The following is a 23,360-nucleotide window of genomic DNA, read 5'->3' on the forward strand; positions in this document are numbered from 1 at the left end:
AACTCGGAGAGCGAAATGGCAATCAAGCTTCGCAAGCTGGTCGTGCAAGTGGATGAAACACGCATTGAAATGGGCCAGGCCGTCGAGCCGCCGGCGCGTCGAGCCGTTGCAATTGCGGTGATCGATAACCCTTATGCCGGCCGCTACGAAGCCAAACTCGACGCGCTGATCGAAGCGGGCGAGGAGTTGGGCGCGTTGCTCGGCAACAAGTGTGTCGAAGCGCTCGGCATCGCGCCGGGCGACGCGCAAAGCTATGGCAAGGCTGCTATCGTCGGCGAGGCGGGTGAACTGGAGCATGCCGCCGCGATTCTGCATCCGAAGCTCGGCGCGCCGCTGCGCGCGGCGGTGGAGAAAGGCGCGGCACTGGTGCCGTCGGCAAAGAAGATGGGCACGCTCGGCACCGCGATCGACGTGCCGCTCGGCCACAAAGACGCCGCCTTCGTGCGCAGTCATTTCGATGCGATCGAAGCGCGCGTGTCGGACGCGCCGCGTGCGAACGAAATTGTCGTCGCTGTCGCGGTAACGGCGTCAGGCCGGCCGCTGCCGCGCATCGGCGGGTTGCAGGTGAGCGAGATCAAAGGCGAAGACGGTCTGCGCTGAGTTTGCATCCGTTTATTTCGCTGTTACTGTCCTGCCGTTGACGCGTGCGTGCATGGTGCCGCACGCGCTGCAACGATCTGCTGATCGTATCGAATGCGCGAGGCCGCGCACTCGCCGTTCAGCAAGCTGCCGAGGGTCGCGATGTTTTCGAATTTGCTGGTACAGCTGGTCAACGGACTCGCCGACGCGTCGACGCTGTTTCTCGTCGCCGCCGGTTTGTCGCTGATCTTCGGCGTGACACGTATCGTTAACTTCGCGCACGGCTCGTTCTATATGTTCGGCATCTATGTCGCGTATAGCATCGCGAGCCGTTTCGGGCACACGGCGGGCGGCTTCTGGCTGTCGGTGCTGGCTGCGGCGCTGGTGGTCGCGGTGCTGGGCGCGCTGGTTGAGATGATCGTTCTGCGCCGTATCTACCAGGCGCCCGAGCTGTTTCATCTGCTCGCCACGTTCGCGCTGGTGCTGATCTTTCGCGATGCCGCGCTGTGGCTGTGGGGCCCGGAAGATCTGTTCGGCCCACGTGCGCCGCATCTGGCGGGCGCGGTCGATTTCCTCGGCCATCCGCTGCCTACCTACGACATTGCCTTGATCGTGATCGGTCCCGTGGTGTTGCTGCTGCTCTGGTACGCGTTGACACGCACGCGCTGGGGCACGCTGGTGCGCGCCGCCACGCAGGATCGCGAGATGCTTGGCGCGCTCGGCATCAATCAGGCGTGGCTGTTTACCGGTGTGTTTTTCGTCGGCGCGTTTCTCGCCGGGTTGGGCGGTGCGCTGCAAGGGCCGCGCATGTCGGCGAATCTGTCACTGGATCTGGAGACGATCGGCAACGCGTTCGTGGTGGTGGTGGTCGGCGGCATGGGTTCGATTCCGGGGGCGTTCATTGCCGCGCTGATCATCGCGGAGATCAAGGCGCTGTGCATCGGTATCGGCCACGTGACGATCTTCGGCGTCGGTCTGTCGTTGAGCCGCTTCACGCTGGTGGCTGAATTCGTCGTGATGGCGGTCGTGCTGGTGGTGCGTCCGTGGGGTCTGCTCGGCCGCGCGAGCGCCGCGGTTCGTGGCATGGCGGCGCCGGAAACGCCTTTGCGTCCGGCGGGCAAACGGCTCAAATGGCTGGCCGCCATCGCGTTGCTGGTTCTCGTGCTTGCGCCGCTCGCGGCCAACGCATTTCCGTACATGCCCGTATTGCTGGTCGAGATCCTGATCGCCGTGCTGTTCGCGACCAGTCTGCATTTCATCATGGGACCGGGCGGCATGCATTCGTTCGGCCACGCCGCCTACTTCGGACTGGGCGCATACGGCGCCGCGCTATTCCTCAAAGTGTTGAATTTGCCGATGGAAGCCGCGTTGCTGCTCGGCCCGCTATTGGCGGTGGCCGGCGCGCTGGTGTTCGGCTGGTTCTGCGTGCGCCTCTCCGGCGTCTATCTCGCGATGCTGACGCTCGCGTTCGCGCAGATCGTCTGGTCGGTGGTGTTCCAGTGGGACGACGTGACGGGCGGCAGCAACGGCATTCTCGGTTTGTGGCCGTCGAACTGGTTGTCGTCGCCGGTGGCCTTTTACTACGTGACGCTCGCCTGCGCCGTGGTCGGCGTGTGGCTGTTGCGCAAGATGTTGTTCTCGCCGCTGGGTTACGCCATGCGGGCCTCGCGTGACTCCGTGCTGCGCGCCGAGGCGATCGGCATCGACGTGAAACGCGTGCAATGGGCCGCGTTCGTGATCGCGTCGCTGTTCTGCGGACTCGCCGGATCGCTCTATGCCTTCTCGAAGGGCACGATTTCGCCGGAAGTGATCAGCGTGAGCCGTTCGGTGGACGGCCTCGTGATGGTGCTTCTCGGCGGCTTGCAGACACTCACCGGGCCGATTGTGGGCGCGGCCGTGTTCACGTGGCTGCAGGACACCGTCGCGCGGCAAACCGACTATTGGCAGGCGCTGCTGGGCTTCGCGATCCTGCTGTTGGTGATCGCGTTTCCGCAGGGGATCGTGGGCTTCATTTGTGAGCGTTTCGGCGACGATACCGCCGACCCGGCTGAGAAAAGCACCGTCCCGCCTGCTCAGCGCGCGGCGATCAAGGAGGGGCTATGAGCTTGCTGCGCGTCAGCGGTCTCTCCAAATCGTTCGGCGGCCTCAAGGCGGTCGACAATGTTTCCTTCGATCTCGAAGCGGGTCAATTGCTGGCACTGCTCGGGCCGAACGGTGCGGGCAAGTCCACCTGTTTCAATATGGTCAACGGGCAGTTGACGCCTTCGTCCGGGTCGATTCGTCTCGACGGTCATGAACTGGTCGGCATGCGTCCGCGCGACATCTGGCGGCTGGGCGTGGGGCGTACGTTTCAGATTGCCGCGACCTTCAACTCCATGACGGTGATCGAGAATGTGCAGATGGCGCTGGTCTCGCGCGAACGCCAGACCTTCGGGCTATGGAAGCCCGCCCGTTCGCGCTACGCCGACGAAGCCCTCGCGCTGCTCGACCAGGTCGGCATGGCCGCGGACGCGAACCGCGCGTGCGGCGTGCTCGCTTATGGCGATGTGAAGCGTGTGGAACTCGCGATTGCGCTGGCCAATCGCCCCAAGCTGCTGCTAATGGATGAACCCACCGCCGGCATGGCGCCGAAGGAGCGCAACGAGCTGATGGCGCTGACCAAACGTCTGGTCACCGAACACCAGATCGGCGTGCTGTTCACCGAGCACAGCATGGACGTCGTATTCGCCTACGCCGATCGCATGATCGTGCTCGCGCGCGGCAAGCTGATTGCCGAAGGCGACGCCGAGACGATCCGCAACGACCCGCGCGTGCAGGAAGTCTATTTCGGCACTGGCAAGACCTTCCAGCCGCACGCACCGCTGCACGACGCAGCCGGCGGCCATCAAGGCCAGGGAGCATTGCAATGAGCGAGCCGATGCTGAAAGTCTCCGGCCTCAACGCGTTCTATGGCCGCGCACATATTCTGTTCGACGTCGGCCTCGAAGTCGGCCGCGGCGAAGTCGTGGCGCTGATGGGCCGCAACGGCGCGGGCAAATCGACCACGATGAAAGCCGTGATGGGCCTGCTGCCGCGCCGTCACGGCGAAGTCAGTTTTCGCGGCCAGAACATCACGGCGTTGCCGCCGTACAAGATCGCGCGCATGGGCATGGGCTTCGTGCCCGAGGATCGTCGCGTGTTCGCGGATCTGACCGTGATGGAGAACCTCGACACCGGCCGTCAGCCGCCGCGCGAAGGCGCACCGCAATGGACGCCGGAAAAACTGTTCCGCCTCTTTCCCAATCTCGGCGAAATGCCGCAACGTCCGGGCGGCCAGATGAGCGGCGGCGAGCAGCAGATGCTCACCGTGTCGCGCACCCTGATGGGCAATCCGTATCTGGTGCTGCTCGACGAACCGTCCGAAGGCGTGGCACCGGTGATCGTCGAACAGATGGCGAACATGATTCTCGAACTCAAGCGCGAAGGGCTGTCGATCCTGTTGTCCGAACAGAACCTGCACTTCGCCGAGCTCGTCAGCGACCGTGCGTACGTGCTCGAAAAAGGGCAGATCCGCTTTAGCGGCACGATCGGCGAACTCGCACAGAACGAAACAGTGAGGCGCGCTTATCTGAGCGTGTGATTCCATCGGCGCGTGCGAATCACTCGCGGTCGCACTTCGCGGGCGCCCAACAGTCGTTGCGAAAGGAGAAGTAGATGGCAGCAGAGACGTTGACAGGCTTGTCGGGCAAGGTCGCGGTAACGAACATCGGGCTGCTGTTATCCGGCGATATCGATCAGCCGATTCTCGACGCGAACACGCTGGTGATCGACGACGGCGTGATCGTCGCGGTCGGCCGCGAAAAGGACTGCGATCTCGAAGGCGCGCGTACGACGGTCGATTGCAAAGGCACGACGGTTGCGCCAGGTCTGATCGACTCGCATGTGCATCCCGTTTTCGGCGACTGGACACCGCGCCAGAATCAGATGGGCTGGATCGAATCGAATCTGAACGGCGGCGTGACCACGATGATTTCCGCCGGCGAAGTGCATTTGCCCGGCCGCCCGAAAGACGTGCTCGGCGTGAAGGCGCTCGCCATTACCGCGCAACGTTCGTTCGAGGGCATGCGCGGCGCGGGTGTCGGCGGCGGCGTCAAGGTGATGGCGGGCGCTCCGGTGATCGAGAGGGGTATGGTCGAGGAGGACTTCAAGGAGCTTTCGGAAGCGGGCGTCAAGCTGCTCGGCGAAGTCGGCTTGGGCAGTGTGAAGGGCGGCGAAGAGGCCGCACAGATGGTGGCGTGGGCGCGCAAGTACGGCATTCAGAGCACGATTCACACGGGCGGTCCGTCGATTCCCGGCTCGGGCCTGATCGATCGCGACGTGGTGCTCGTCGCCGACGCGGACGTGATCGGCCACATCAACGGCGGGCATACGTCGCTGTCTTACCGGCATGTCTGCGATCTTTGCGAGCAGTCGAGCCGCGCGCTGGAAATCGTCCACAACGGTAATGAACGGATCGCCTTGCTGACCGCGCGCCATGCGATCGAATTGAAGTGTCCACACCGGATCATTCTCGGCACGGATAGTCCCGCCGGTTCCGGCGTGCAACCGCTCGGCATTTTGCGGATGATCGCGCTGATCGCGAGCCTCGCCGACGTGCCCGCGGAAATCGCCTTCTGCTTCGCGACGGGCAACACCGCGCGTCAACGTAATCTGCGCCAGGGGCTAATCGAAGTGGGCCGTCCCGCCGACCTCGTGTTCATGGACCGCGCGCAACACACGGCCGCCGATACGCTGCTCGAAAGCGTGCAGCTCGGCGATATTCCGGGCGTGGGCATGGTGATGATCGACGGGCTGATTCGCTGCCGGCGGAGCCGCAATACGCCACCGGCCACCGAAGTGCCGGTGGTGCTGTGAGCGCCTACCGTACGGCTCGCACAGCCAGGCCGGCACGCCCATGAACCGCCCGGCGCCTCTTACGCTGAAGGTGAACGGCGCGACGCATCTCGTCAGCGCCGCAGCCGATACGCCGCTGCTCTACCTGCTGCGTAACGACCTCGCGCTGAACGGTCCGAAATTCGGCTGCGGTCTCGGCGAATGCGGCGCGTGCACGGTCCTGCTCGACGGCATGCCGACGCGCGCGTGCGTCACCACGGCAAAGGTCGCGTTGGGCCGCGAAATCACCACGCTCGAAGGACTCGGTACGCGCGCCGCGCTGCATCCGGTGCAGCAGGCGTTTATCGAAGAGCAGGCCGCGCAGTGCGGCTATTGCCTGAACGGCATGATCATGACGGCCAAGGCGCTGCTCGATCGCGATCCGCATCCGAGCGTCGAGACGATCCGGCGCGAGTTGTCGCGCAATCTGTGCCGTTGCGGCACGCATGTCGAGATCGTGCGCGCGGTGCAGCGCGCCGCTGAATTGCTCGCGGCGCAAGCGGCGGCGCAACCCGCCGTGCATGAAGGAGCGCGTGCATGACCGGCCCGGACTTCAGCGTCGATCGACGCGCCGCGCCACCTTCGCGACAACAGCTCTATGACGCGCAGAGCGTGCTGATCGTCACGCGGCCGCCGCAGGCGCCGGTCAAGCCGGCAATCGGTCAGCCGGGTTCGCGTTCGTCGTTCGTGCCGACCGAGGCGGACCTGTTCCTCGTGGTGCGCGACGACGGCAGCGTGGTCGCGTTCAACGGTCACGTCGATCTCGGCACCGGCATCGGCACCGCGCTCGCGCAGATCGTCGCGGAAGAACTGGATGTGCCGTTGACACGCGTGTCGATCGTGCTCGGCCATACGCGTGAAGCGCCGAATCAGGGGCCGACGATCGCCAGCGCGACGATCCAGATATCGGCGGTGCCATTGAGACACGCCGCGGCGCAGGCGCGGCAATTTCTGCTGGCTGAGGCGGCGGCGCGGTTCAGCGTGAGCGTCGAGCAACTCGACGTACGTGACGGTGTGGTTTTTCAGCGCGACGGCGATACTGCCGCGAAAGGCATCAGCTACGGCGATCTGGTGAGCGGGAAGCGTGTCGAACTGAAGCTCGATACGAACGCGCCGCTAAAGTCGCCGGACACCTACAGAATCGTCGGCAAGAGTGCGCCGCGCGTCGATATTCCCGCGAAGGCCACCGGCGAATTGAGTTTCGTGCATGACGTACGCGTGCCGGGCATGTTGCACGGTCGAGTGGTGCGTCCGCCCTATGCCGGTGTCGCGCAGGGCGACTTCATGGGCAACAGCCTGCTGCGCGTGGATGAAGATTCCGTTAGCGATTTGCCCGGTATCGTGAAGGTCGTCGTGATTCGCGACTTCGTCGGTATCGTGGCAGAGCGTGAGGAAATCGCGCAGCAGGCCGTGAAGCGGCTGCGCGTGCAATGGAAAGCGGTTGAAGGCCTGCCAGCGCTCGAAACCAGCGAGGACGTGGAAGCGGCCTTGCGCGCGAATCCGGCCAAACGGCGCGATCTGGTGATCGAGGGCGACGTCGATGCAGCGCTGGCGCAAGAGTCCGATCGCAAGCTGGAACGCACTTACGTGTGGCCGTTTCAGATGCACGCATCGATCGGACCTTCGTGCGCGGTGGCCGACTATCGCGAGGGCGCGTTGAAGGTCTGGTCGGGCACGCAGAATCCGCATTCGCTGCGCGCCGATCTCGCATTGCTGATGAGCATGGACGAAGCGCACATCGAGATCGTGCGGATGGATGCGGCCGGCTGCTACGGCCGCAATTGCGCGGACGATGTCGCCGCCGACGCCGCGCTGCTCTCGCGCGCCGCCGGCAGTCCGGTGCGCGTGCAACTTTCGCGCGAGGACGAGCATGCGTGGGAGCCGAAAGGCGCCGCGCAATTGATGGACGTGCGCGGCGCGTCGAATGCCGGGGGCGAACTGGCCGCATACGACTTTGCGACGCGCTATCCGTCCAACGATGCGCCGACGCTGGCGCTGCTCCTGACCGGCACGATCGCCGCGCAGCCGCAGGTGTTCGAAATGGGCGACCGCACGGCCGTGCCGCCGTACGATTACCGCACCATGCGTATCGTTTGCGACGACACGCCGCCGATCGTGCGCGCGTCGTGGTTGCGCGGCGTGTCCGCGTTGCCGAACACGTTCGCGCACGAGTCGTTCATCGACGAACTGGCGGCGCAGGCGGGTGTCGATCCGGTCGAGTTTCGTCTGAAGCACCTGCGCGATCCACGCGCGATCGAGCTGGTCAAAGCCGTCGCGGAGAAAGCCGGGTGGGAGCCGCATAGCGCCGAACTCAAAGAGGATGAAGGCGACATCGCACGCGGGCGGGGTTTCGCTTATGCCCGCTACGTGCATAGCAAATTTCCCGGCTTCGGCGCGGCGTGGTCTGCGTGGGTGGCCGATGTCGAAGTCAATCGCAAGAGCGGCGAGCTGGCGGTGACGCGCGTGGTGGTCGGCCAGGATACCGGCACGATGGTGAATCCCGACGGCGTGCGTCATCAGATACACGGCAACGTGATTCAGGCGACGAGCCGCGCGCTGAAAGAACGTGTGACGTTCGGCGAGAATGCGGTGACGAGCCAGGAGTGGGGCGCGTATCCGATTCTGACCTTCCGCGAAGTGCCCGTGATCGATGTGGTGATGATGCCGCGCCACGGCGAGCCGCCGATGGGCGCGGGCGAATCCGCGTCGCTGCCCGGCGCGGCTGCGATCGCCAATGCGCTCTTCGATGCCACGGGCGTGCGTTTTCGCCGGCCGCCTTTCACACCGGAGACGATCCGCGCCGCGCTTGCCGATGCGCAAGCCGAAGACAAGGCGGCGCGCAGGAAGAAGCGCTGGCGATTGGGTTTTTTAGGCACTTTCGCGGCGGGCGCAGTGGGATGGCTCGGCGCATTCTCGCTCGCGCCGCACGCGATCGCACCGATCACGCCGCCGCTGGCGAGTGCGTTTCCGGCCGATCTCGTGGCGCGCGGCAAAGTGCTGGCGTCGCTCGGCAATTGCGCGGTCTGCCATACCGCGCACAACGGCGTGCCGAACGCCGGCGGCAAACCGCTCGATACGCCCTTCGGCACCGTGTACAGCACCAACATCACCCCGGACGGCCTGACCGGCATCGGCAACTGGTCGCTCGAAGCGTTCATGCGGGCGATGCGGCAAGGCATCAGCCGCGATGGACATCGTCTCTATCCGGTCTTCCCGTACACCTCGTTCCAGAACACTTCCGACGACGATCTGAAAGCGCTCTACGCCTACCTGATGGCGCAAACGCCAGCGCGCTCGCGCCCGCCGGAAACGAAGCTGGCGTATCCGTTCAGCGTGCGACCGCTCATGGCCGCATGGAACGGACTCTTTCTCGGACGCACGGCTTTCACCGCCAGCGCGACGCAAAGCGCGCAATGGAATCGCGGCGCGTATCTGGTGAATGGGCTCGGCCATTGCAGCGCGTGTCATACGCCGCGCAATGCATTCGGCGCCGAGAAAGCCGGCGCGGCATTCATGGGCGGCGGTGTCGCCGAAGGCTGGGAAGCGCCCGCGTTGTCGACGCTTTCGAACGCGCCCGTGCCCTGGAGCGAGGACGAACTGTTCAGCTATTTGCGCTCCGGCCACGCACCGATGCACGGCGTCGCGGCGGGGCCGATGGCGCCCGTGGTCGGCGATCTGGTGGCGCTGCCCGACAGCGATATTCGCGCAATGGCCACCTATCTCAGTTCGCTCAGCCCGTTGGAACCGAACGCCGATCCGATCGCGGTCGCACGCCAGGTTGAACAGGCGAGCGCGATCTCAGGCGCGCCGGCCGGCCTCGGCGCGCGACTCTTCGACGGCGCGTGCGCCGCCTGTCATCACACGGGGAGCGGGCCGCAACTGTTCGGCGCGCATCCATCGCTCGCGCTCAACACGAATCTGCACAGCACGACGCCTGATAACCTGATTCGCGTGATTCTCGACGGCATCGGCTCGCCTGCGCGTCCCGAACTCGGTACGATGCCGGCTTACCGCGACAGTTTCAACGACACCCAGGTGGCCGAGCTCGTGTCGTACCTGCGTCAGCAATTCGCCGGTGGCAAGCCGGCCTGGCAGAACGTCACGGCGAGCGTCGCCCGGATTCGCGCGACGGCGCGCGTCGATTGAGTCGATGAGCCGATTCGGTCGAGATGGATCGAGATAAATCGCAAGCCGCTCGAACACCTGATAACAACGACCAGCATTCCCGCAATCCTTTTGATAACGGAGAAACGCATGACCACGCGCGCAGGATGGATTTCTCGCCTCATGGTGCCGACCGTACTGTCGTTCGCCGCTTTGAGCGCGAGCGCACAGCAGACCATCAAGATCGGCGAGATCAATAGTTACAAGGCGCAGCCCGCCTTTCTCGGGCCTTACAAGAACGGCTGGAATCTCGCGCTCGACCAGGTGAATGCCGCAGGCGGCGTACTCGGCAAACAACTCGAAGTGGTATCGCGCGACGACAACGGCAATCCCGGCGACACGATTCGCGTCGCGCAGGAACTGATCGCGCGCGAGCAGGTGCAATTGCTGTTCGGCGGCTTCCTCTCGAACACCGGCCTCGCACTGGCCGACTTCTCGAAGCAGAAGAAGATTTTCTTCCTTGCCGCTGAACCGCTGACCGACAAGATCGTGTGGGCCGACGGCAACAAATACACCTACCGTCTGCGACCTTCCACGTATATGCAGGTGGCGATGCTCGTGCCGGAAGCGGCCAAGCTGAAGAAGAAGCGCTGGGCGCTGGTGTATCCGAACTACGAGTACGGGCAGTCGGCGGTGGCGACTTTCAAGAAACTGCTGACGGCGGCGCAGCCCGATGTACAGTTCGTCGCAGAACAGGCCACGCCGCTCGGCAACGTCGATGCGGGCGCGGTGACGCAGGCGATCGCCGATGCCAAGCCGGACGCGATTTTCAACGTGCTGTTCGGCGCGGACCTCGGCAAGTTCGTGCGTGAGGGCAATACGCGCGGACTCTTCAAGGATCGCAGCGTAGTGTCGCTGCTGACGGGTGAGCCGGATTATCTCGACCCGCTGGGCGCGGAAGCGCCGACCGGCTGGATCGTCACGGGCTACCCGTGGTATTCGATCGATACGGCCGCCAACAAGAAGTTCGTCGACGCCTATCAGGCCAAGTACCACGACTATCCGCGGCTCGGCTCGGTGGTGGGGTATTCGGCGTTGATGTCGATTGCCGCGGGGATCAAGAAGGCCGGGTCGGTCGATCCGGATAAGCTCGCCGCCGCGTTCAAGGGCCTCGGCGTGGAGACGCCCTTCGGGCCGATCACCTATCGGGCCCAGGACAATCAGTCCACCATGGGCGCGTACGTCGGCGTGACGGGGTTGAAAGACGGCAAGGGCGTGATGACGTCCTACCGGTATATCGATGGCGCGAGCGTTCAGCCGTCGGATGCCGAGGTCAAGAAGCTGCGGCCCGCCGAGTGAGGTCGTGACGCCTGCGGCGCGCGGCGCCGCAGGCGGTAGCGCGATGCACGACGTTCGAACTCGCGGCCACTTGCGGGTCGAGGCGGCCGGCGACCGCAGGTCTATGCGGCCACCCACGCGCGCGTCAACGCGGCCCCCAAGAGGCAACGCGCGGCGACAAGCGGAGAATCGGAGGATTACTCCTCCGCGTCGTGCTCGATCACGAATCGCTTCAGATAAGCCAGCACGGCGGCTTCGACCGCGCGATGATCCGCGGTGCTCTTGGAGCCCGCATTTTCTTCGTCGCCGAACAGGGTGGAGGGCGCGTTGTGCACGTCCACTTCCTGGCCTTCGCGAAAGACGCGAATCTCATGGACGTCTTCGGCGTATTCGGCGATCCAGTGCACGCCTTCAATATGCGCGCCTGCGCGAACGGTAGGGATTTTCATGGACGTCTCCCGTCGGGCCGGACCACGCGCCAACCCTTGCCAATACCATACGCTGTCCAACTGACCGGCGCGAGTTCTGTCCGCCGGTTTCTTGATGTTTCGCCGCGATTCCGCGCATTCCTCGAATTTTTGCCACCGTTCGAGCTCCGCTTCGCAATTCCTTGCGCCGGGCGCGATGGCGCCGACTTCATCGCATGAGGGCGCTTTGGTGGGATTGCCCGGCGCGCCGCGCTGCGGCACACCCGTTGCTGCATGACATGGGCCACAACCAACCGGAGAATGTCATGCCCGAACAGAAAACCCTCAAGCGTGCCCACGCCGACAAGCGCGCGGGCAAGTCGTCGAGCACCCAGGCCGGCGAATTCGTCAAGCAACAGGTCGACAAGGTGCGTGCCGGCAAGCACGGCGTCAGGTCGGCCAAGCAGGCGATTGCGATTGGGCTCTCGGAAGCGCGGCGCGCGGGCGTCGCCGTAAAGTCGCCCAAGAAGGGCGCTGCGAGCGAGTCCACGCGCAAGAAAGCCGCGACTGATAAAGCCGCGGGTCAGCACAAGAGCACCACGAAGAAGAGCGCGGAGTCGACGGCGAAACGCTCGCGCGCCGCCACCAATGCATTGAAGCGTGAGGGAAGCGCCGGCGCATCGCGCACGGCGCTGTCGAAGCAGACAAAGACGGCCGCGGCCAAACGTCCGGCGGCCAGCCGTTCCGCTGCGGCGAAGAAGGCCGCAGCGACGAAGGGTGCTGCGGGCCGCTCTGCGGCGGCCAAGAAGGCGGCCCATACGAGGGCTTCGCGCGCGCACCATTGATAGCGCGCATTCGGGGCGCATCTGGCGCGCGTTTGCCAGGCATTTGCCGATCAGGCGGCGCACACGATGCGCGCCGCCTGATCGAGTGCTGGATTACTGCACCGTAGCCAGCACGTCGCCCACGGTCTTGAAGATGTGCGCAATCTGCTCTTCGTTGATGATGAGCGGCGGCGAGAACGCGAGGATATCGCCCGTAAAGCGCACCAGCACGCCCGCTTCGAAGCATTTGACGAACGCCTCGTAAGCGCGCGCGCCCGGTGCGCCGTCGCGCGATTCGAGTTCCACGCCGGCGATCAGGCCGAGGTTGCGCACGTCCTTCACATGCTTCGCGCCGCGCAGCGAGTGGGCGGCGGCTTCGAACGTCGGCGCGAGCGTCGCGGCGCGTTCGAACAGACTCTCGCTGCGATACAGGTCGAGCGTGGCAATCGCGGCTGCCGTGGCGGCCGGGTGAGCCGAATACGTATAGCCGTGGAACAGTTCGATCGCGCCTTGCGCGCCGCTGTTCACGATCGTGTCGTGGATCGTGCGGCTTGCGGCCACCGCGCCCATCGGGATCGCAGCATTGTTGATCGCCTTCGCCATCGTGATCAGGTCTGGCGTGACGCCGAAGTATTCGCTCGCCGTGGCCTTGCCGACGCGGCCGAAACCGGTAATCACTTCGTCGAAAATCAGCAGGATGCCGTGCTTCGTGCAGATCTCGCGCAGCTTTTGCAGATAGCCTTGCGGGGGAATCAGCACGCCCGTCGAGCCGGCCACCGGTTCGACGATCACGGCGGCGATCGTGGATGCATCGTGCAGCGTGACGATGCGCTCCAGTTCTTCGGCGAGATGCGCGCCCCAGGCCGGCTGGCCTTTCGAGAACGCGTTCTGTTCGAGGTTATGCGTGTGCGGCAGGTGATCGACTGCGGGCAGCAGCGCGCCCGAGAAGGTCTTGCGGTTCGTGGCGATGCCGCCGACCGAGATGCCGCCAAAGCCCACGCCGTGATAACCGCGCTCGCGACCGATCAGGCGGGTACGCTGGCCTTCGCCGCGCGACCGGTGGTAAGCCAGCGCGATTTTCAGCGCGGTGTCGACCGATTCCGAACCCGAGTTCGTGAAGAAGATGCGATCCAGACCTTCCGGCATCAGTTCGGCAACTTTCGTGGCCGCTTCGAAGGCGAGCGGGTGGCCCATCTGGAAAGTCGGCGCGAAATCCAGTTTGGAGAGCTGCTGGGTAATCGCAGCGATGATTTCCTCGCGGCCGTGGCCGGCATTCACGCACCACAGACCCGCGCAACCGTCGAGCACTTCACGCCCATCCGAGCTGCGGTAATACATGCCCTTGGCCGATTCCAGCAGGCGCGGCGCGGCCTTGAACTGGCGGTTGGCGGTAAAGGGCATCCAGAAAGACGACAGATCGTCGATGACGGGGCGCGAAGTCATGTGTGTTTCCTCGAAAGTGGATCCCCAGGGAGACTTCCTTTGGGGCGTAGCAAAACTGTAGCGTTCGCGGTTTAATGGCGGCATAAACAGTTGACGCAGTGTGGCGCTAACTGTGTTGGTGGATTCGCACTAACTGTGTCGATGCGCGCCGGACCGGGGGTCGGGCTCCGTCATTCGCCCGTTCAGCCGCCCGCCGCGGCCCGTTTTTCGTCCTGACCATGATCGAACTAGAACTCGAGCGCGACCGGCGCGCCGCTCCCACGCTCGTCGAGCAGGTGGTGCAAGGCTTCGCGCGCGCCATCGAGGCGCAGTCGCTGCGCGCCGGCGCGCTGCTGCCGTCGGTGCGCCAACTGGCGCAAAGCCACGACCTGAGCACCTTCACGGTCACGGAGGCGTACAACCGGCTCGTTTCGATGGGGCTCGTGGTCGCGCGCCGCGGTTCTGGCTATCGCGTGGCGGCGCGCTCTCAATCCACGCGGGTTGCCGCCACCGACTGGCAGCCGCCGAGCCTCACCGCAACCTGGCTCCTGTCCGACGTGTTCGCCGACCATTCCGTGCCGATCAAGGCGGGTGGCGGCTGGCTGCCGAACGAGTGGATCAACGAAACCGGTTTGCAGCACGCGCTGCGGGCGGTGAGCCGGGTGCCGGCGGCGCGCCTTGGCGACTACGGGCATCCGTATGGATTCGCGCCGTTGCGCGAACGGATCGCCGAGCAACTCGACCGGCGCGGCTTGCCCGTGGATGTCGCCAATGTCCTGCTTACGCAAGGCGCGACCCAGGCGCTGGATCTGATCGTACGCACCTTGCTGCGCGCGGGCGACGCCGTGATCGTCGAAGATCCCGGCTATTGCAATCTGCTGCAGATTCTCAAGCTGGCGGGCCTCGAAGTGCATGGCGTGCCGCGCACGCCGGCGGGCGTCGATACGGACGTGCTCGAAGCGCTGGTCGCGCAGCACAAGCCGAAGGCGATCTTCGTCAATACCACGCTGCAGAATCCGACCGGCGCGACCTTCGGCATGTCGGCTGCGTTCCGCTTGCTGCAGATTGCCGAGCGTCAGCGCATGTGGGTGATCGAAGACGACGTGAGCCGCGAACTCGCGCCATCCGGCGCGCCGCTTTTCGCGGCCATGGAAGGCTTGCAGCGCGTGCTGTACGTTGGCGGCTTTTCGAAGACCGTGACGCCGGGGCTGCGCTGCGGCTATGTGGTCGCCGAACGCGCCGTACTGCGTGAACTGGCGCGTACGAAGATGGCGGTGGGTTTGACGTCGTCGGAGGCGATCGAGCGGATCGTCGACAAGGTGTTGCTGGAGGGGCGCTACGCGCGTCACGTGGAAGCCGTCAACGAGCGTCTCAAGCTCGCGCATGCGACCGTTGAGGAGCGGCTCGATTCGCTCGGTCTGGAGCTGTTTCACCGGCCGCGCGCGGGGCTGTTCCTGTGGGCGCGCTTGCCGGTCGACGCGGAGCGGGCCGGCGAAGTGGCGACGGCCGCGCTTTCACACGGCATCTGGCTTGCGCCGGGCTCCTACTTTCGTCCCGACGATGCCCCGAGCGCCTGGTTCCGCTTCAACGCGCCATATTCAACTGACGACGCGTTGTGGCGCTTCATCGAGCGGGTCGGGCAGGGCGCGTTATAGCGGTCGGGTTCACGCGCTCTGGCCGAGCAGCTTCAGCGCGATCGGATACAGCGACAGCACCAGCAGCAGCGCCATGGCCACATTGAAGATACGCAGCCGCTTCGGGTCCGATAGCACCTGCCGCATGGCGGTGCCGAAACCTGCCCACAGGCAGATGCACGGAAAGCCGATCACGTAGAAGATCACCGCCATGGCGATGGCGTTCATGCTGTAGCTCTCGCTGAGGTGGATCGTCGTGGCGGCGGTCAGCACCATCATCCATGCCTTCGGATTGACCCACTGGAAGGCGATGGCTTCGTAGAACTTCATGGGCCGGCGCTCGCCTTTCTTCACCTTCAACTCACCCGAGGTGCCGATCTTCCACGCGAGGTAGAGCAGGTAAGCGACACTCGCAACTTCGAGCACGGTGTACAGCACGGGAAAGTGGACGAAGGCTTCGCCCAGACCGATGCCGACCGACAGCATCAACAGCACGACGCCGGCGCTGATGCCGGACAGATGCGGCAGCGTGCGGCGAAACCCGAAGTTGACTCCGGAGGCCAGCAACATGGTGTTGTTCGGACCGGGCGTGATCGTGGTGACGAGCGCGAACAGGATGCCGGCGGGCAGCGCACTGAGACTGAGATAAGACATGAAATGCTCCGCTGTCGGACGAAAGGAGATGGGAGCATTCTAGCGATGGTGTCCGGTACAGTACCTGTACGGTTTTTGAGATGGTGTCCGGTACGGGCGGCGGCGATGATGGAGTTTGGGCGATCGCCGTTGTTCAAATGCAATGATAAGTCGTCGCTTATTCGTCAAGTTGATTGCTTAGGCCATCGCCACGTTGGATCGGAAAGATGCTCGGCAAAGTAATCGGACAGCGCCGCCACCTTCGCGGGCCGCGCACGCGCCGACGGCGTGACGAAGTAAAGGCCGCCTCTGGTCAGCGACCAGTCGGTGAGGATCGCTTCGAGTCGGCCATCGGCCAGATACTCGCCGGCGATGAATTCAGGCAGTTCGGCAATCGCCAGGCCGTCGAGCAGCGTGGGCAACAACGCATCGGAATTCGTCACGCGCAGCGGGCCGACGGGCATCACCGGCTCCTCCTCGCCCGCGTCGTTCGTGAAGCGCCAGACATCGCTGCGCGCGCGATACGCGTACGAGAGACATGGCCGATCCACCAGCTCGCGCGGATGCGCGGGCCGTCCTTCGCGCGCCAGATATTCGGGCGACGCCACCACGTATTGCGTCACCGCGCACAGCCGCCGCGCCACCAGCGACGAATCGGGCAACGCGGCAATACGCAACGCGGCGTCGAAGCCATCGGCGACCAGATCGACCGATGCATCCGATAGATGCAGGTCGATCGACACTTCCGGGTACGCGCGGAAGAAGCCCGGCAGCAGCGGCGCGACCCAGCGCAGCCCGAACGACATCGGCACGGCCAGGCGCACCAACCCGCGCGGCTGCACCGACATCTCACGCGCCGCGCTTTCCGCCTCCTCGGCCTGACGATAGATATCGCCAGCCTTCTCGCAGATCGTCCTGCCGAACTCGGTCAGCGACAGCTGCCGCGACGTGCGGTTAAAGAGCCGCGCGCCCAGACGATCTTCGAGGCGGGCCACGCCGCGCGAAACCGTCGCCACCGACACCCCCACCGCGCGGGCCGCAGCCGCGAACGATCCCTCCTCAGCGACCTTCGCGAACATCGCGAGTCCCTCGAAATCCGGCAGCCTCGCCATTTCCCCTCATCTTTGCATTTATGCAACGTTAGATTGCAATCAATTCTATTTCGAAAATACCCGACCGTCGATATTCTCCTCACGTCGCAGCACGCAACACCGAACCAGCCAACACCCACTTCCACTGAACGAACCGAAAGGAGCAAGACCATGGCACGCAAACTCGACCACAAGATCGCACTCGTCACCGGCGCAACCAGCGGCATCGGCCTCGCCACCGCGCAGCGCTTCGCCGCCGAAGGCGCGCACGTCTACCTCACGGGCCGCCGTCAGGCCGAACTCGACGCCGCCGTGAAAAGCATCCGCGAAGCGGGCGGCCAGGCGAGCGGCGTGCGTGTCGACTCCACGAAACTGAACGAACTCGACGCGCTGTACGCGCAGATCAAGGAAGAACAGGGCCGACTGGACGTGCTGTTCGCCAACGCCGGTGGCGGCTCGATGCTGCCGTTCGGCAACATCACCGAAGAACACTTCGACGACACCTTCAACCGCAACGTGAAGGGCGTGCTGTTCACGGTGCAAAAGGCGCTGCCGCTGCTGGCCAAGGGCGCGTCGGTGATTCTCACGGGTTCGACGGCGGGTAGCGCGGGCACGGCGGCGTTCAGCGTGTACTCGGCTTCGAAGGCTGCGGTGCGCTCGTTCGCACGCAACTGGATCCTCGACCTCAAGGACCGCCAGATCCGCGTGAACACGATCAGCCCGGGCGCGACCCGCACGCCGGGCCTGCTCGACCTGGCCGGCGACGACGCCGCCCAGCGCCAGGGTCTCGCCGATTACCTGGCGGCGCAGATCCCGATGGGACGTCTGGGCGAACCGAACGAAATCGCAAGCGCCGCACTGTTCCTCGCCTCGGATGACGCGAGCTTCGTCAACGGCATCGAACTGTTCGTCGATGGCGGTCAGCAGCAGATCTAAGCGTGGCCCGGCGCATGGATGCGGTTCTACGCGCCCCATGCGCCCGAACGGAGGTTGATCATGATCGAACATCGTCCTTTTCATTCGCTCGGCGCGATCAGGCGCGACTGGCTCGACGCGCGGCTGCATTTCGGCGTGGGCGTGAGCGGGCGCGCCGATCATCCGCCACTGGGTCCGCTTTACCTGTGGAACGACGATGAATTCGCACCGCGCTCGGGTTTCGGCCTGCATGTGCACCGGGACGTCGAGATCGTGACCTGGGTGCGCTCGGGCGCCATCACGCAAGAAGACGACGCGGGCAATTGCGCCCGGCTGGTCGCCGATTCTGTGCAGGTCATAAGCGCGGGCGCGGCGATCCATCACGCCGAGCGCAATGAGGAACATGTGTCCGCGCGGCTACTCCAGATCTGGCTGCGTCCGCGCACGACGGGCGGTACGCCGCGTTGGGCGACGCGCGTCTGTTCGCGCGAATGTCGTGAAGGCTGCTTTATCACGCTGGCAAGCGGCAATGAGGATGATGTCCGCGCGGGCGCGCTGCCCATCAATGCCGACGCACGCGTGCGTATGGCGACGCTGCGCGAAGGCATGACAATAAAGCACGAGTTGCCGATGCCCGGCTCAGCGTATCTTGTTGCGGATCACGGGCGGCTCGATGTGGGATCTATCCAGCTCGCTGCGCGCGACGGCGCAGCCGTCCGGGATGAGACGAAGCTAGATCTGATAGCGCATGACGATACGGATGTGATGATCGTCGAACTTTTGGGCTAAGGCGAATGAGCCTTGTTGTTGTGTGCGACTGTCACCGACCATATCTCGGCCGTTCGAGCCTCCGACCAAAATCGTCAACAATCGAGAACCGAAACCAAAGACAAAAACGAAAACAGAAACGGGCCATGAGTGCCGGGCGGCAGTCCTATGGGATATTCATGTGCGGTCGAGACAAGATGGAAAACGAGCGCCGCTGAGTGGTGGAAATACGTTTGCCTTCGTGAAGCGGGAGATGTCATGCGTAATCTTCAGCGTACCAAATGCGCCAGATCCTTTCGCATGCACGCGCCGCTCCGGGATATTGGTAAAGCAATGATCGATCAGCTCGCCAAACCTATACCTAAGTATCGGTCAGTGAGGCGACACTGACGATTTTTTCAGCGAGGCATCAGTGCCTCTTGAAAGTGTTTCATCGGAAATCGTATAGAGCCCGGCGCCAACCTTCTCTATGCTAAATCGCGGGTAATTGCTCTGTTGCAATTCAATCCGCGAAACAGTCAACACAATTGGAGTCTGGAATGAAGAAGACGATCGCATCGGTCCTTTGTATCGGCTATTTCGCTTTCGGCGTCGCGGCACATGCTGCCGATTCCGGCTACACGCCTCCTGGGCGGATTAGTCGAAAGGACGCGTCGTCGAGAGTCATTGGTCATTCCTTGCGGGAATAGCGGTTAGCACTCCGGCCGCACTTCACCGGATGTCAAATGCCGCGCAAAGTTCGTTCCGCGCGCTCTCACGCTCGAAGAAATTCCCGGCGTGATCGAAGAATTGCGTCGCATTGCGGCGCTTGCGAAACCGCGCGGGCTTCCTGTTCGAGGTGCTCGATGCCATCGGTTCGGTTTGGGACGCTGGCCACATCGCGGTGCGTCTTTCGCCCGGAAGCTCGTACGGCACGATGTCCGATAGCGATCCGCATGCCACGTTCGGCTATGTCGCGCGTCGTCTGGATGCCTATGGGCTCGCGTATCCGCATGCGGTCGAGCCGAGAGTGCGCGGTAACGATGACGTCGCCGCGTCGGCCTCGGCTAGAGACTTGCGTCGCGTCTTCAAAGGCACACTCATCGCGGCGGGTGGCTTTACTGCGGATAGCGCGCAGCGCATCATTGAAGCAGGCGACGCCGATCTCGTCGCGTTCGGGCGCCTGTTTATCTCCAATCCGGATCTGCCGGAGCGACTGCGCGTCGGGGCGCCATTGAACCATTACGACCGCTCGACGTTCTATGGCGGCGATGCGCGCGGTTACACCGATTATTCCTTCCATAGTGCAGCGCCGGTTATCCAAGGCGGGAGCGAGCATCGTAACCGGCCCCGCCCCAGGATCGCCCTGCCGCGGGGCCGAGTTGTTCCTGCGGATTGCGTTGACAGAGACCGATCGGCAACGGCAATTTCATCGACCGGGTTTGGCGCGATAGACTTCCGACTGAAAACATCTTAGCCACTATACGGACTTCACGATCCTTCAAGGAAAAGCAGCCACATGGACCGGATGGCAGCAATGGAAACTTATGTCAGTGTCGTGGAGGCAGGTTCATTCTCGGCGGCCGCAAAACGGCTTAGGCTTGGGCAGCCGGCCGTCTCCAAGTCGATCGCGCAACTCGAAGAGCGGCTCGGCGTGCGACTCCTGCTGCGCTCCACACGCGGCCTGACACCCACCGATGCCGGTCAGCGGTTCTACGAGCACGCGCGGCGCGCAATCGAAGAAGTGGATCTTGCTGAACAGGTGGTGCGCGACACGTCTACCGGACTGTCGGGCGTGCTACGCATCAGCGCCGCGGTGACCTTTGCACGCCTGCACATCCTGCCGGCGCTCAAGACCTTTATGAACCGCCACCCGAATCTGCAGATTGATATCGTGCTGGACGACCGCACCATCGACCTGCTCGAAAAAGGCGTGGACGTTGCATTGCGCATGGGCTCGCTCGACGATTCGGCCATGACCGCGCGTCGCATTGGGCGGAGCCGGAGGCTGGTCGTCGGCACGCCCGGCTACTTCGCCGAAGCAGGCGTGCCGAAATCGCCCGCGGATTTGAGCCAGCACCAAGCCGTGGTTTATTCGTTGCGCGGCGGGGGCGAATCCTGGGCGTTCAGCCAGCACGGCAAGGAAGTAGCAGTGGTCGTGTCAGGACGCGTCAGTGTCAGCGCCGCCGAGGGCATCCGCACGACGGTGCTCGGCGGCATGGGTCTCGCAATCGCATCGGAATGGATGTTTTCTCCGGAACTTGCCGATGGTACGGTCAAAGCGGTGCTGACCGACTGGGAATTGCCCCTGATCGACCTTTGGGCGGTATTCCCTGCCGGACGCCTGGTGAGTGCGAAGGCGCGCGCCTTCGTCGCTTTCGTGGAGGAGGTACTGGGCGTCGCGTCTGCCGGCAATGCCGGTACGCCCTCAGAACCCTAGCTTGCCAATCGACGCGCCGCCGTCGACGTACAGCGTCTGACCGGTCATGAAGGCGGCTACGTCAGAGAGCAGAAACGCGATCGTCCCGGCAATTTCACCGGGCTTGCCGAAGCGGCCCATGGGCACTGCCGACAGATAGCGCTGCTCGCCCTCGCTTCCCGGTGGGTTGTTCGCGCGGAACAGCTCGGTCTCGGTCGGACCGGGCGCGACGGCATTCACCGTAATGCCCGTGTCGGCTAGTTCCAGCGCCCAGGAACGTGCAAAACTCACCAGCGCCGCTTTCGCCGCTGCATAGGCAGTGCGCTGCGTCATGCCGAGAATCGTCAGGCTGGAAATGTTCACGACCCGTCCCCAGCCCCGGGCCCGCATACCGGGAAGCAACGCCTGAACGGTCTGGACCGCCGGATGGAGGTTCAGCGCGAGGACGTCGTCGAGATCGTCGAGCGCGACTTCACCCAGACGTTGTGGCCTGACCAGCGCAACATTGTTCACCACGCCGTCAAACGAATGCCGGCGCACCAGATCCTGGAGCACGGCGGCGGTTGCGTCACGATCGGCGAGATCGACACGGACCAGTTCACCCGGAAAATCGCTTGCTTCACGCGCGAGACCAACGACACGGTGGCCGTCGCCAATCAGGCGCTCTGTCAGCGCGAGACCGATGCCTTTGGTCGCGCCGGTAATGAGAAAAGTACGCTGTGTCATCAAATGTCCTTTAAGAACAGGAAGGAATCGAAAAGCCGCGGCGGGTTCTCCGGCGCGGCGTAGTGACCGTTTAGCCTTTAGCGCTGAGCGGTAAGGCTCAGGCGTTGGCGGTTGCTTTTTCCAGAACCGGGAACATATGCGATGGGTCGGGACGACGCGTGTAGTTCGGATTGACCTCGGAATACAGCACGATGCCGTCCTGTCCGATGACATAGCGCGCCGGCATCGGCAAGGTCCAACTGGGATCGTTGTTGAACGTCGGCAGATCGTTCTTCAGGTTCCTGTAAAGCTCGACCAGATAGTCGGGCAGCGTGAAACGCAGCCCGAAGTCGGCTCCCGTCTGACCGTTCACGTCGCTCAGCACCGGAAAACCCAGTTCGTTGGTGCGCACCGACTTGCGGCTATTGACCGGCGTCTGCGGTGAGATCGCCACGACGTTCGCGCCATATGTCTGAATCTGCGGCAGCACTTCGTTGATCGCCTGCAATTCGATATTGCAGTACGGGCACCAGACGCCGCGATAGAACGTCACGACCAGTGGCCCCTTCACGAGCAGCGCTGCGGAAGACACGTCGTTGCCATCCTGATCTTTCAGGTTGAAATGCGGAGCGCGGTCGCCGGCCTTAATGGCTCGGGCAGCCTGCCCGCTCGCAATCAGTTCTGCCGTGGCGCGTTCCATCACCGGATGAATCGCCGGCGGTGCGTTGAACGGCGGCTTGCCCGCCTTGAAGTCGGCCCTGAATGCGTCGAGTTTGTCCTGCAGTGACATGAGTGTTCTCCGTCGAGAGAAATAGAGGAATTGAGGAACCAACGAGCCGGTGGCTTCAGGCTACGTTCTGCGCTGCCGCAATGCGCGCCACTTCGGCCGCAGTGATACCTTCGAGCGCCAGGCCGTAGCCGATGCCTTCGTCGATCACGCGACGCAGCCGCTGGGTCAGGCCGATGCGGGTGTATTTGGTGGTGAGCGGGGGCTGCTTTGCGATAGTCGCGGCGATGGCATGCGCGCGATCCAGCAGTTGATCCGCAGGCACGATCTCGTTGACTACGCCCAGCGACTTCGCTTCCGCAGCAGCGAGTTTTTGCTGCGTGAGCACGAAGTACCGGCCGCGAATGCTGCCGATCATTTCCGGCCAGAGTAGATGGATACCATCGTTGGGAGCGATGCCAAAGGCGGCATGAGGCATGTCCTGGAACACCGTCTCGGGTGTCGCCACCACGATATCGCACAACAGGACGTATTCCGAATGCAGCAGGACCGGGCCGTTCAGCGCGGCGATCATCGGGACTTCGATGTCCAGGATATTCATCAGGATCTTGCGACCTTCGCGGAAGATCTTGTCATAGCCACGCGGCGTAAAGAAATCAAAACCTTCCGGCGAGATCGCGTCCATAAATGCGTCGCCGCTACCTGTCAGGATGACCACGCGGTTATCCGGGTCTTCGCCGACCTGGTGGAACATGTCGGTGAACTGTTCATGCGTATGGCCATTGAAGACGAGCTTCGCGCCGTCGGTATGGAAACGCACTTCGAGCACGCCGTCCGGCGTACGGGTCAGTTTGGCGTTGGGGTAAGCGTCTTTATAGCGGTCGAACGTGGACATGGCTGCTCC

22 protein-coding genes and 1 pseudogene are annotated in these 23,360 nt (G+C 63.9%); 15 read left to right on the plus strand and 8 right to left on the minus strand.

Going from position 1 to position 23,360, the window contains the following annotated elements; genetic code table 11:
* Window positions 1-15 precede the first annotated feature (15 nt).
* From BLW71_RS31980 to BLW71_RS32015, 8 genes are all read left to right on the plus strand, one after another.
* Complete coding sequence (locus BLW71_RS31980; protein ID WP_091806770.1) at window positions 16-600, plus strand: amino acid synthesis family protein; 585 nt, start codon at window positions 16-18, stop codon at window positions 598-600.
* Window positions 601-741: 141 nt separating this feature from the next.
* Window positions 742-2,682 (plus strand): ABC transporter permease, encoded by a 1,941-nt coding sequence (locus tag BLW71_RS31985; protein WP_091809117.1) that lies wholly within the window; start codon window positions 742-744, stop codon window positions 2,680-2,682.
* Window positions 2,679-3,488 carry an ABC transporter ATP-binding protein gene (locus BLW71_RS31990; protein ID WP_091806773.1) on the plus strand — a complete coding sequence of 270 codons (810 nt, stop codon included), beginning with the start codon at window positions 2,679-2,681 and terminating at the stop codon, window positions 3,486-3,488. The genes BLW71_RS31985 and BLW71_RS31990 overlap by 4 nt, the downstream gene beginning before the upstream one ends.
* Window positions 3,485-4,198, plus strand: coding sequence for an ABC transporter ATP-binding protein (locus tag BLW71_RS31995; RefSeq protein WP_091806776.1), 714 nt, complete (start codon window positions 3,485-3,487; stop codon window positions 4,196-4,198). The genes BLW71_RS31990 and BLW71_RS31995 overlap by 4 nt, the downstream gene beginning before the upstream one ends.
* Window positions 4,199-4,272: 74 nt before the next feature.
* A complete protein-coding gene (locus BLW71_RS32000) occupies window positions 4,273-5,472 on the plus strand; it encodes an amidohydrolase family protein (RefSeq protein WP_091806778.1) in 1,200 nt (399 codons plus the stop codon).
* A 40-nt stretch (window positions 5,473-5,512) separates the two neighbouring features.
* Window positions 5,513-6,031, plus strand: a complete 519-nt coding sequence (locus BLW71_RS32005; RefSeq protein WP_091806781.1) for a (2Fe-2S)-binding protein — start codon at window positions 5,513-5,515, stop codon at window positions 6,029-6,031.
* A complete protein-coding gene (locus BLW71_RS32010; RefSeq protein WP_091806783.1) occupies window positions 6,028-9,636 on the plus strand; it encodes a molybdopterin cofactor-binding domain-containing protein in 3,609 nt (1,202 codons plus the stop codon). Before BLW71_RS32005 ends, BLW71_RS32010 begins: the two co-directional genes overlap by 4 nt.
* 108 nt (window positions 9,637-9,744) lie before the next feature.
* Complete coding sequence (locus BLW71_RS32015; protein ID WP_091806787.1) at window positions 9,745-10,953, plus strand: ABC transporter substrate-binding protein; 1,209 nt, start codon at window positions 9,745-9,747, stop codon at window positions 10,951-10,953.
* Between the two features lie 176 nt (window positions 10,954-11,129).
* Here the strand turns inward: BLW71_RS32015 and BLW71_RS32020 are convergent, their stop codons facing one another.
* Entirely contained in the window at window positions 11,130-11,381 is a 252-nt protein-coding gene (locus BLW71_RS32020) for a hypothetical protein (protein WP_007178046.1), read from the minus strand.
* 284 nt (window positions 11,382-11,665) lie between these two features.
* Between BLW71_RS32020 and BLW71_RS32025 the strand changes: the two genes are divergently transcribed.
* The gene (locus BLW71_RS32025) at window positions 11,666-12,184 is read left to right on the plus strand and encodes a DUF6496 domain-containing protein (RefSeq protein ID WP_091806790.1); all 519 of its coding nucleotides are present in this window, start codon (window positions 11,666-11,668) and stop codon (window positions 12,182-12,184) included.
* Between the two features lie 93 nt (window positions 12,185-12,277).
* Here BLW71_RS32025 and aptA read toward each other — a convergent pair whose 3' ends face one another.
* Window positions 12,278-13,606 carry an omega-aminotransferase AptA gene (gene aptA, locus BLW71_RS32030; protein WP_091806792.1) on the minus strand — a complete coding sequence of 443 codons (1,329 nt, stop codon included), beginning with the start codon at window positions 13,604-13,606 and terminating at the stop codon, window positions 12,278-12,280.
* Between the two features lie 218 nt (window positions 13,607-13,824).
* Between aptA and BLW71_RS32035 the strand changes: the two genes are divergently transcribed.
* Window positions 13,825-15,240 (plus strand): aminotransferase-like domain-containing protein, encoded by a 1,416-nt coding sequence (locus tag BLW71_RS32035; protein ID WP_091806794.1) that lies wholly within the window; start codon window positions 13,825-13,827, stop codon window positions 15,238-15,240.
* A 9-nt stretch (window positions 15,241-15,249) separates the two neighbouring features.
* Here BLW71_RS32035 and BLW71_RS32040 read toward each other — a convergent pair whose 3' ends face one another.
* Together BLW71_RS32040 and BLW71_RS32045 are read right to left on the minus strand one after the other, a co-directional pair.
* Window positions 15,250-15,873 (minus strand): LysE family translocator, encoded by a 624-nt coding sequence (locus BLW71_RS32040; RefSeq protein WP_091806795.1) that lies wholly within the window; start codon window positions 15,871-15,873, stop codon window positions 15,250-15,252.
* 164 nt (window positions 15,874-16,037) lie between these two features.
* Window positions 16,038-16,964, minus strand: a complete 927-nt coding sequence (locus BLW71_RS32045) for a LysR family transcriptional regulator (RefSeq protein ID WP_091806797.1) — start codon at window positions 16,962-16,964, stop codon at window positions 16,038-16,040.
* A 150-nt stretch (window positions 16,965-17,114) separates the two neighbouring features.
* Here BLW71_RS32045 and BLW71_RS32050 point away from each other — a divergent pair, with 150 nt between their 5' ends.
* Window positions 17,115-17,879, plus strand: coding sequence for an SDR family NAD(P)-dependent oxidoreductase (locus BLW71_RS32050; protein ID WP_091806799.1), 765 nt, complete (start codon window positions 17,115-17,117; stop codon window positions 17,877-17,879).
* A gap of 60 nt (window positions 17,880-17,939) precedes the next feature.
* Window positions 17,940-18,647: a pirin family protein gene (locus BLW71_RS32055; RefSeq protein ID WP_091806800.1), complete on the plus strand. Its 708-nt coding sequence runs from the start codon at window positions 17,940-17,942 to the stop codon at window positions 18,645-18,647.
* Window positions 18,648-18,851: 204 nt separating this feature from the next.
* Here the strand turns inward: BLW71_RS32055 and BLW71_RS32060 are convergent.
* A pseudogene (locus BLW71_RS32060) lies at window positions 18,852-18,947 on the minus strand (catalase); the annotation flags it as partial.
* Between the two features lie 218 nt (window positions 18,948-19,165).
* On the opposite strand from BLW71_RS32060, the gene BLW71_RS41805 reads away from it, so the two are divergent.
* From BLW71_RS41805 to BLW71_RS32070, 3 genes are all read left to right on the plus strand, one after another.
* Window positions 19,166-19,315, plus strand: a complete 150-nt coding sequence (locus BLW71_RS41805) for a hypothetical protein (protein ID WP_177205148.1) — start codon at window positions 19,166-19,168, stop codon at window positions 19,313-19,315.
* 119 nt (window positions 19,316-19,434) lie between these two features.
* Window positions 19,435-20,082, plus strand: coding sequence for an oxidoreductase (locus tag BLW71_RS32065; RefSeq protein ID WP_286162169.1), 648 nt, complete (start codon window positions 19,435-19,437; stop codon window positions 20,080-20,082).
* A gap of 42 nt (window positions 20,083-20,124) precedes the next feature.
* Window positions 20,125-21,045: a LysR family transcriptional regulator gene (locus tag BLW71_RS32070; RefSeq protein ID WP_091806801.1), complete on the plus strand. Its 921-nt coding sequence runs from the start codon at window positions 20,125-20,127 to the stop codon at window positions 21,043-21,045.
* Here BLW71_RS32070 and BLW71_RS32075 read toward each other — a convergent pair.
* The 3 genes from BLW71_RS32075 to BLW71_RS32085 form a co-directional block, all read right to left on the minus strand.
* Window positions 21,034-21,750 (minus strand): SDR family oxidoreductase, encoded by a 717-nt coding sequence (locus tag BLW71_RS32075; protein ID WP_091806802.1) that lies wholly within the window; start codon window positions 21,748-21,750, stop codon window positions 21,034-21,036. The two genes, BLW71_RS32070 and BLW71_RS32075, sit on opposite strands and share 12 nt — an antisense overlap.
* Window positions 21,751-21,847: 97 nt before the next feature.
* A complete protein-coding gene (locus tag BLW71_RS32080; RefSeq protein ID WP_091806803.1) occupies window positions 21,848-22,519 on the minus strand; it encodes a peroxiredoxin-like family protein in 672 nt (223 codons plus the stop codon).
* A gap of 55 nt (window positions 22,520-22,574) precedes the next feature.
* Window positions 22,575-23,351, minus strand: coding sequence for an enoyl-CoA hydratase/isomerase family protein (locus BLW71_RS32085; protein WP_091806804.1), 777 nt, complete (start codon window positions 23,349-23,351; stop codon window positions 22,575-22,577).
* Window positions 23,352-23,360: the final 9 nt, after the last annotated feature.

The organism is Burkholderia sp. WP9, from assembly GCF_900104795.1.
Classification (GTDB): Bacteria; Pseudomonadota; Gammaproteobacteria; order Burkholderiales; family Burkholderiaceae; genus Paraburkholderia.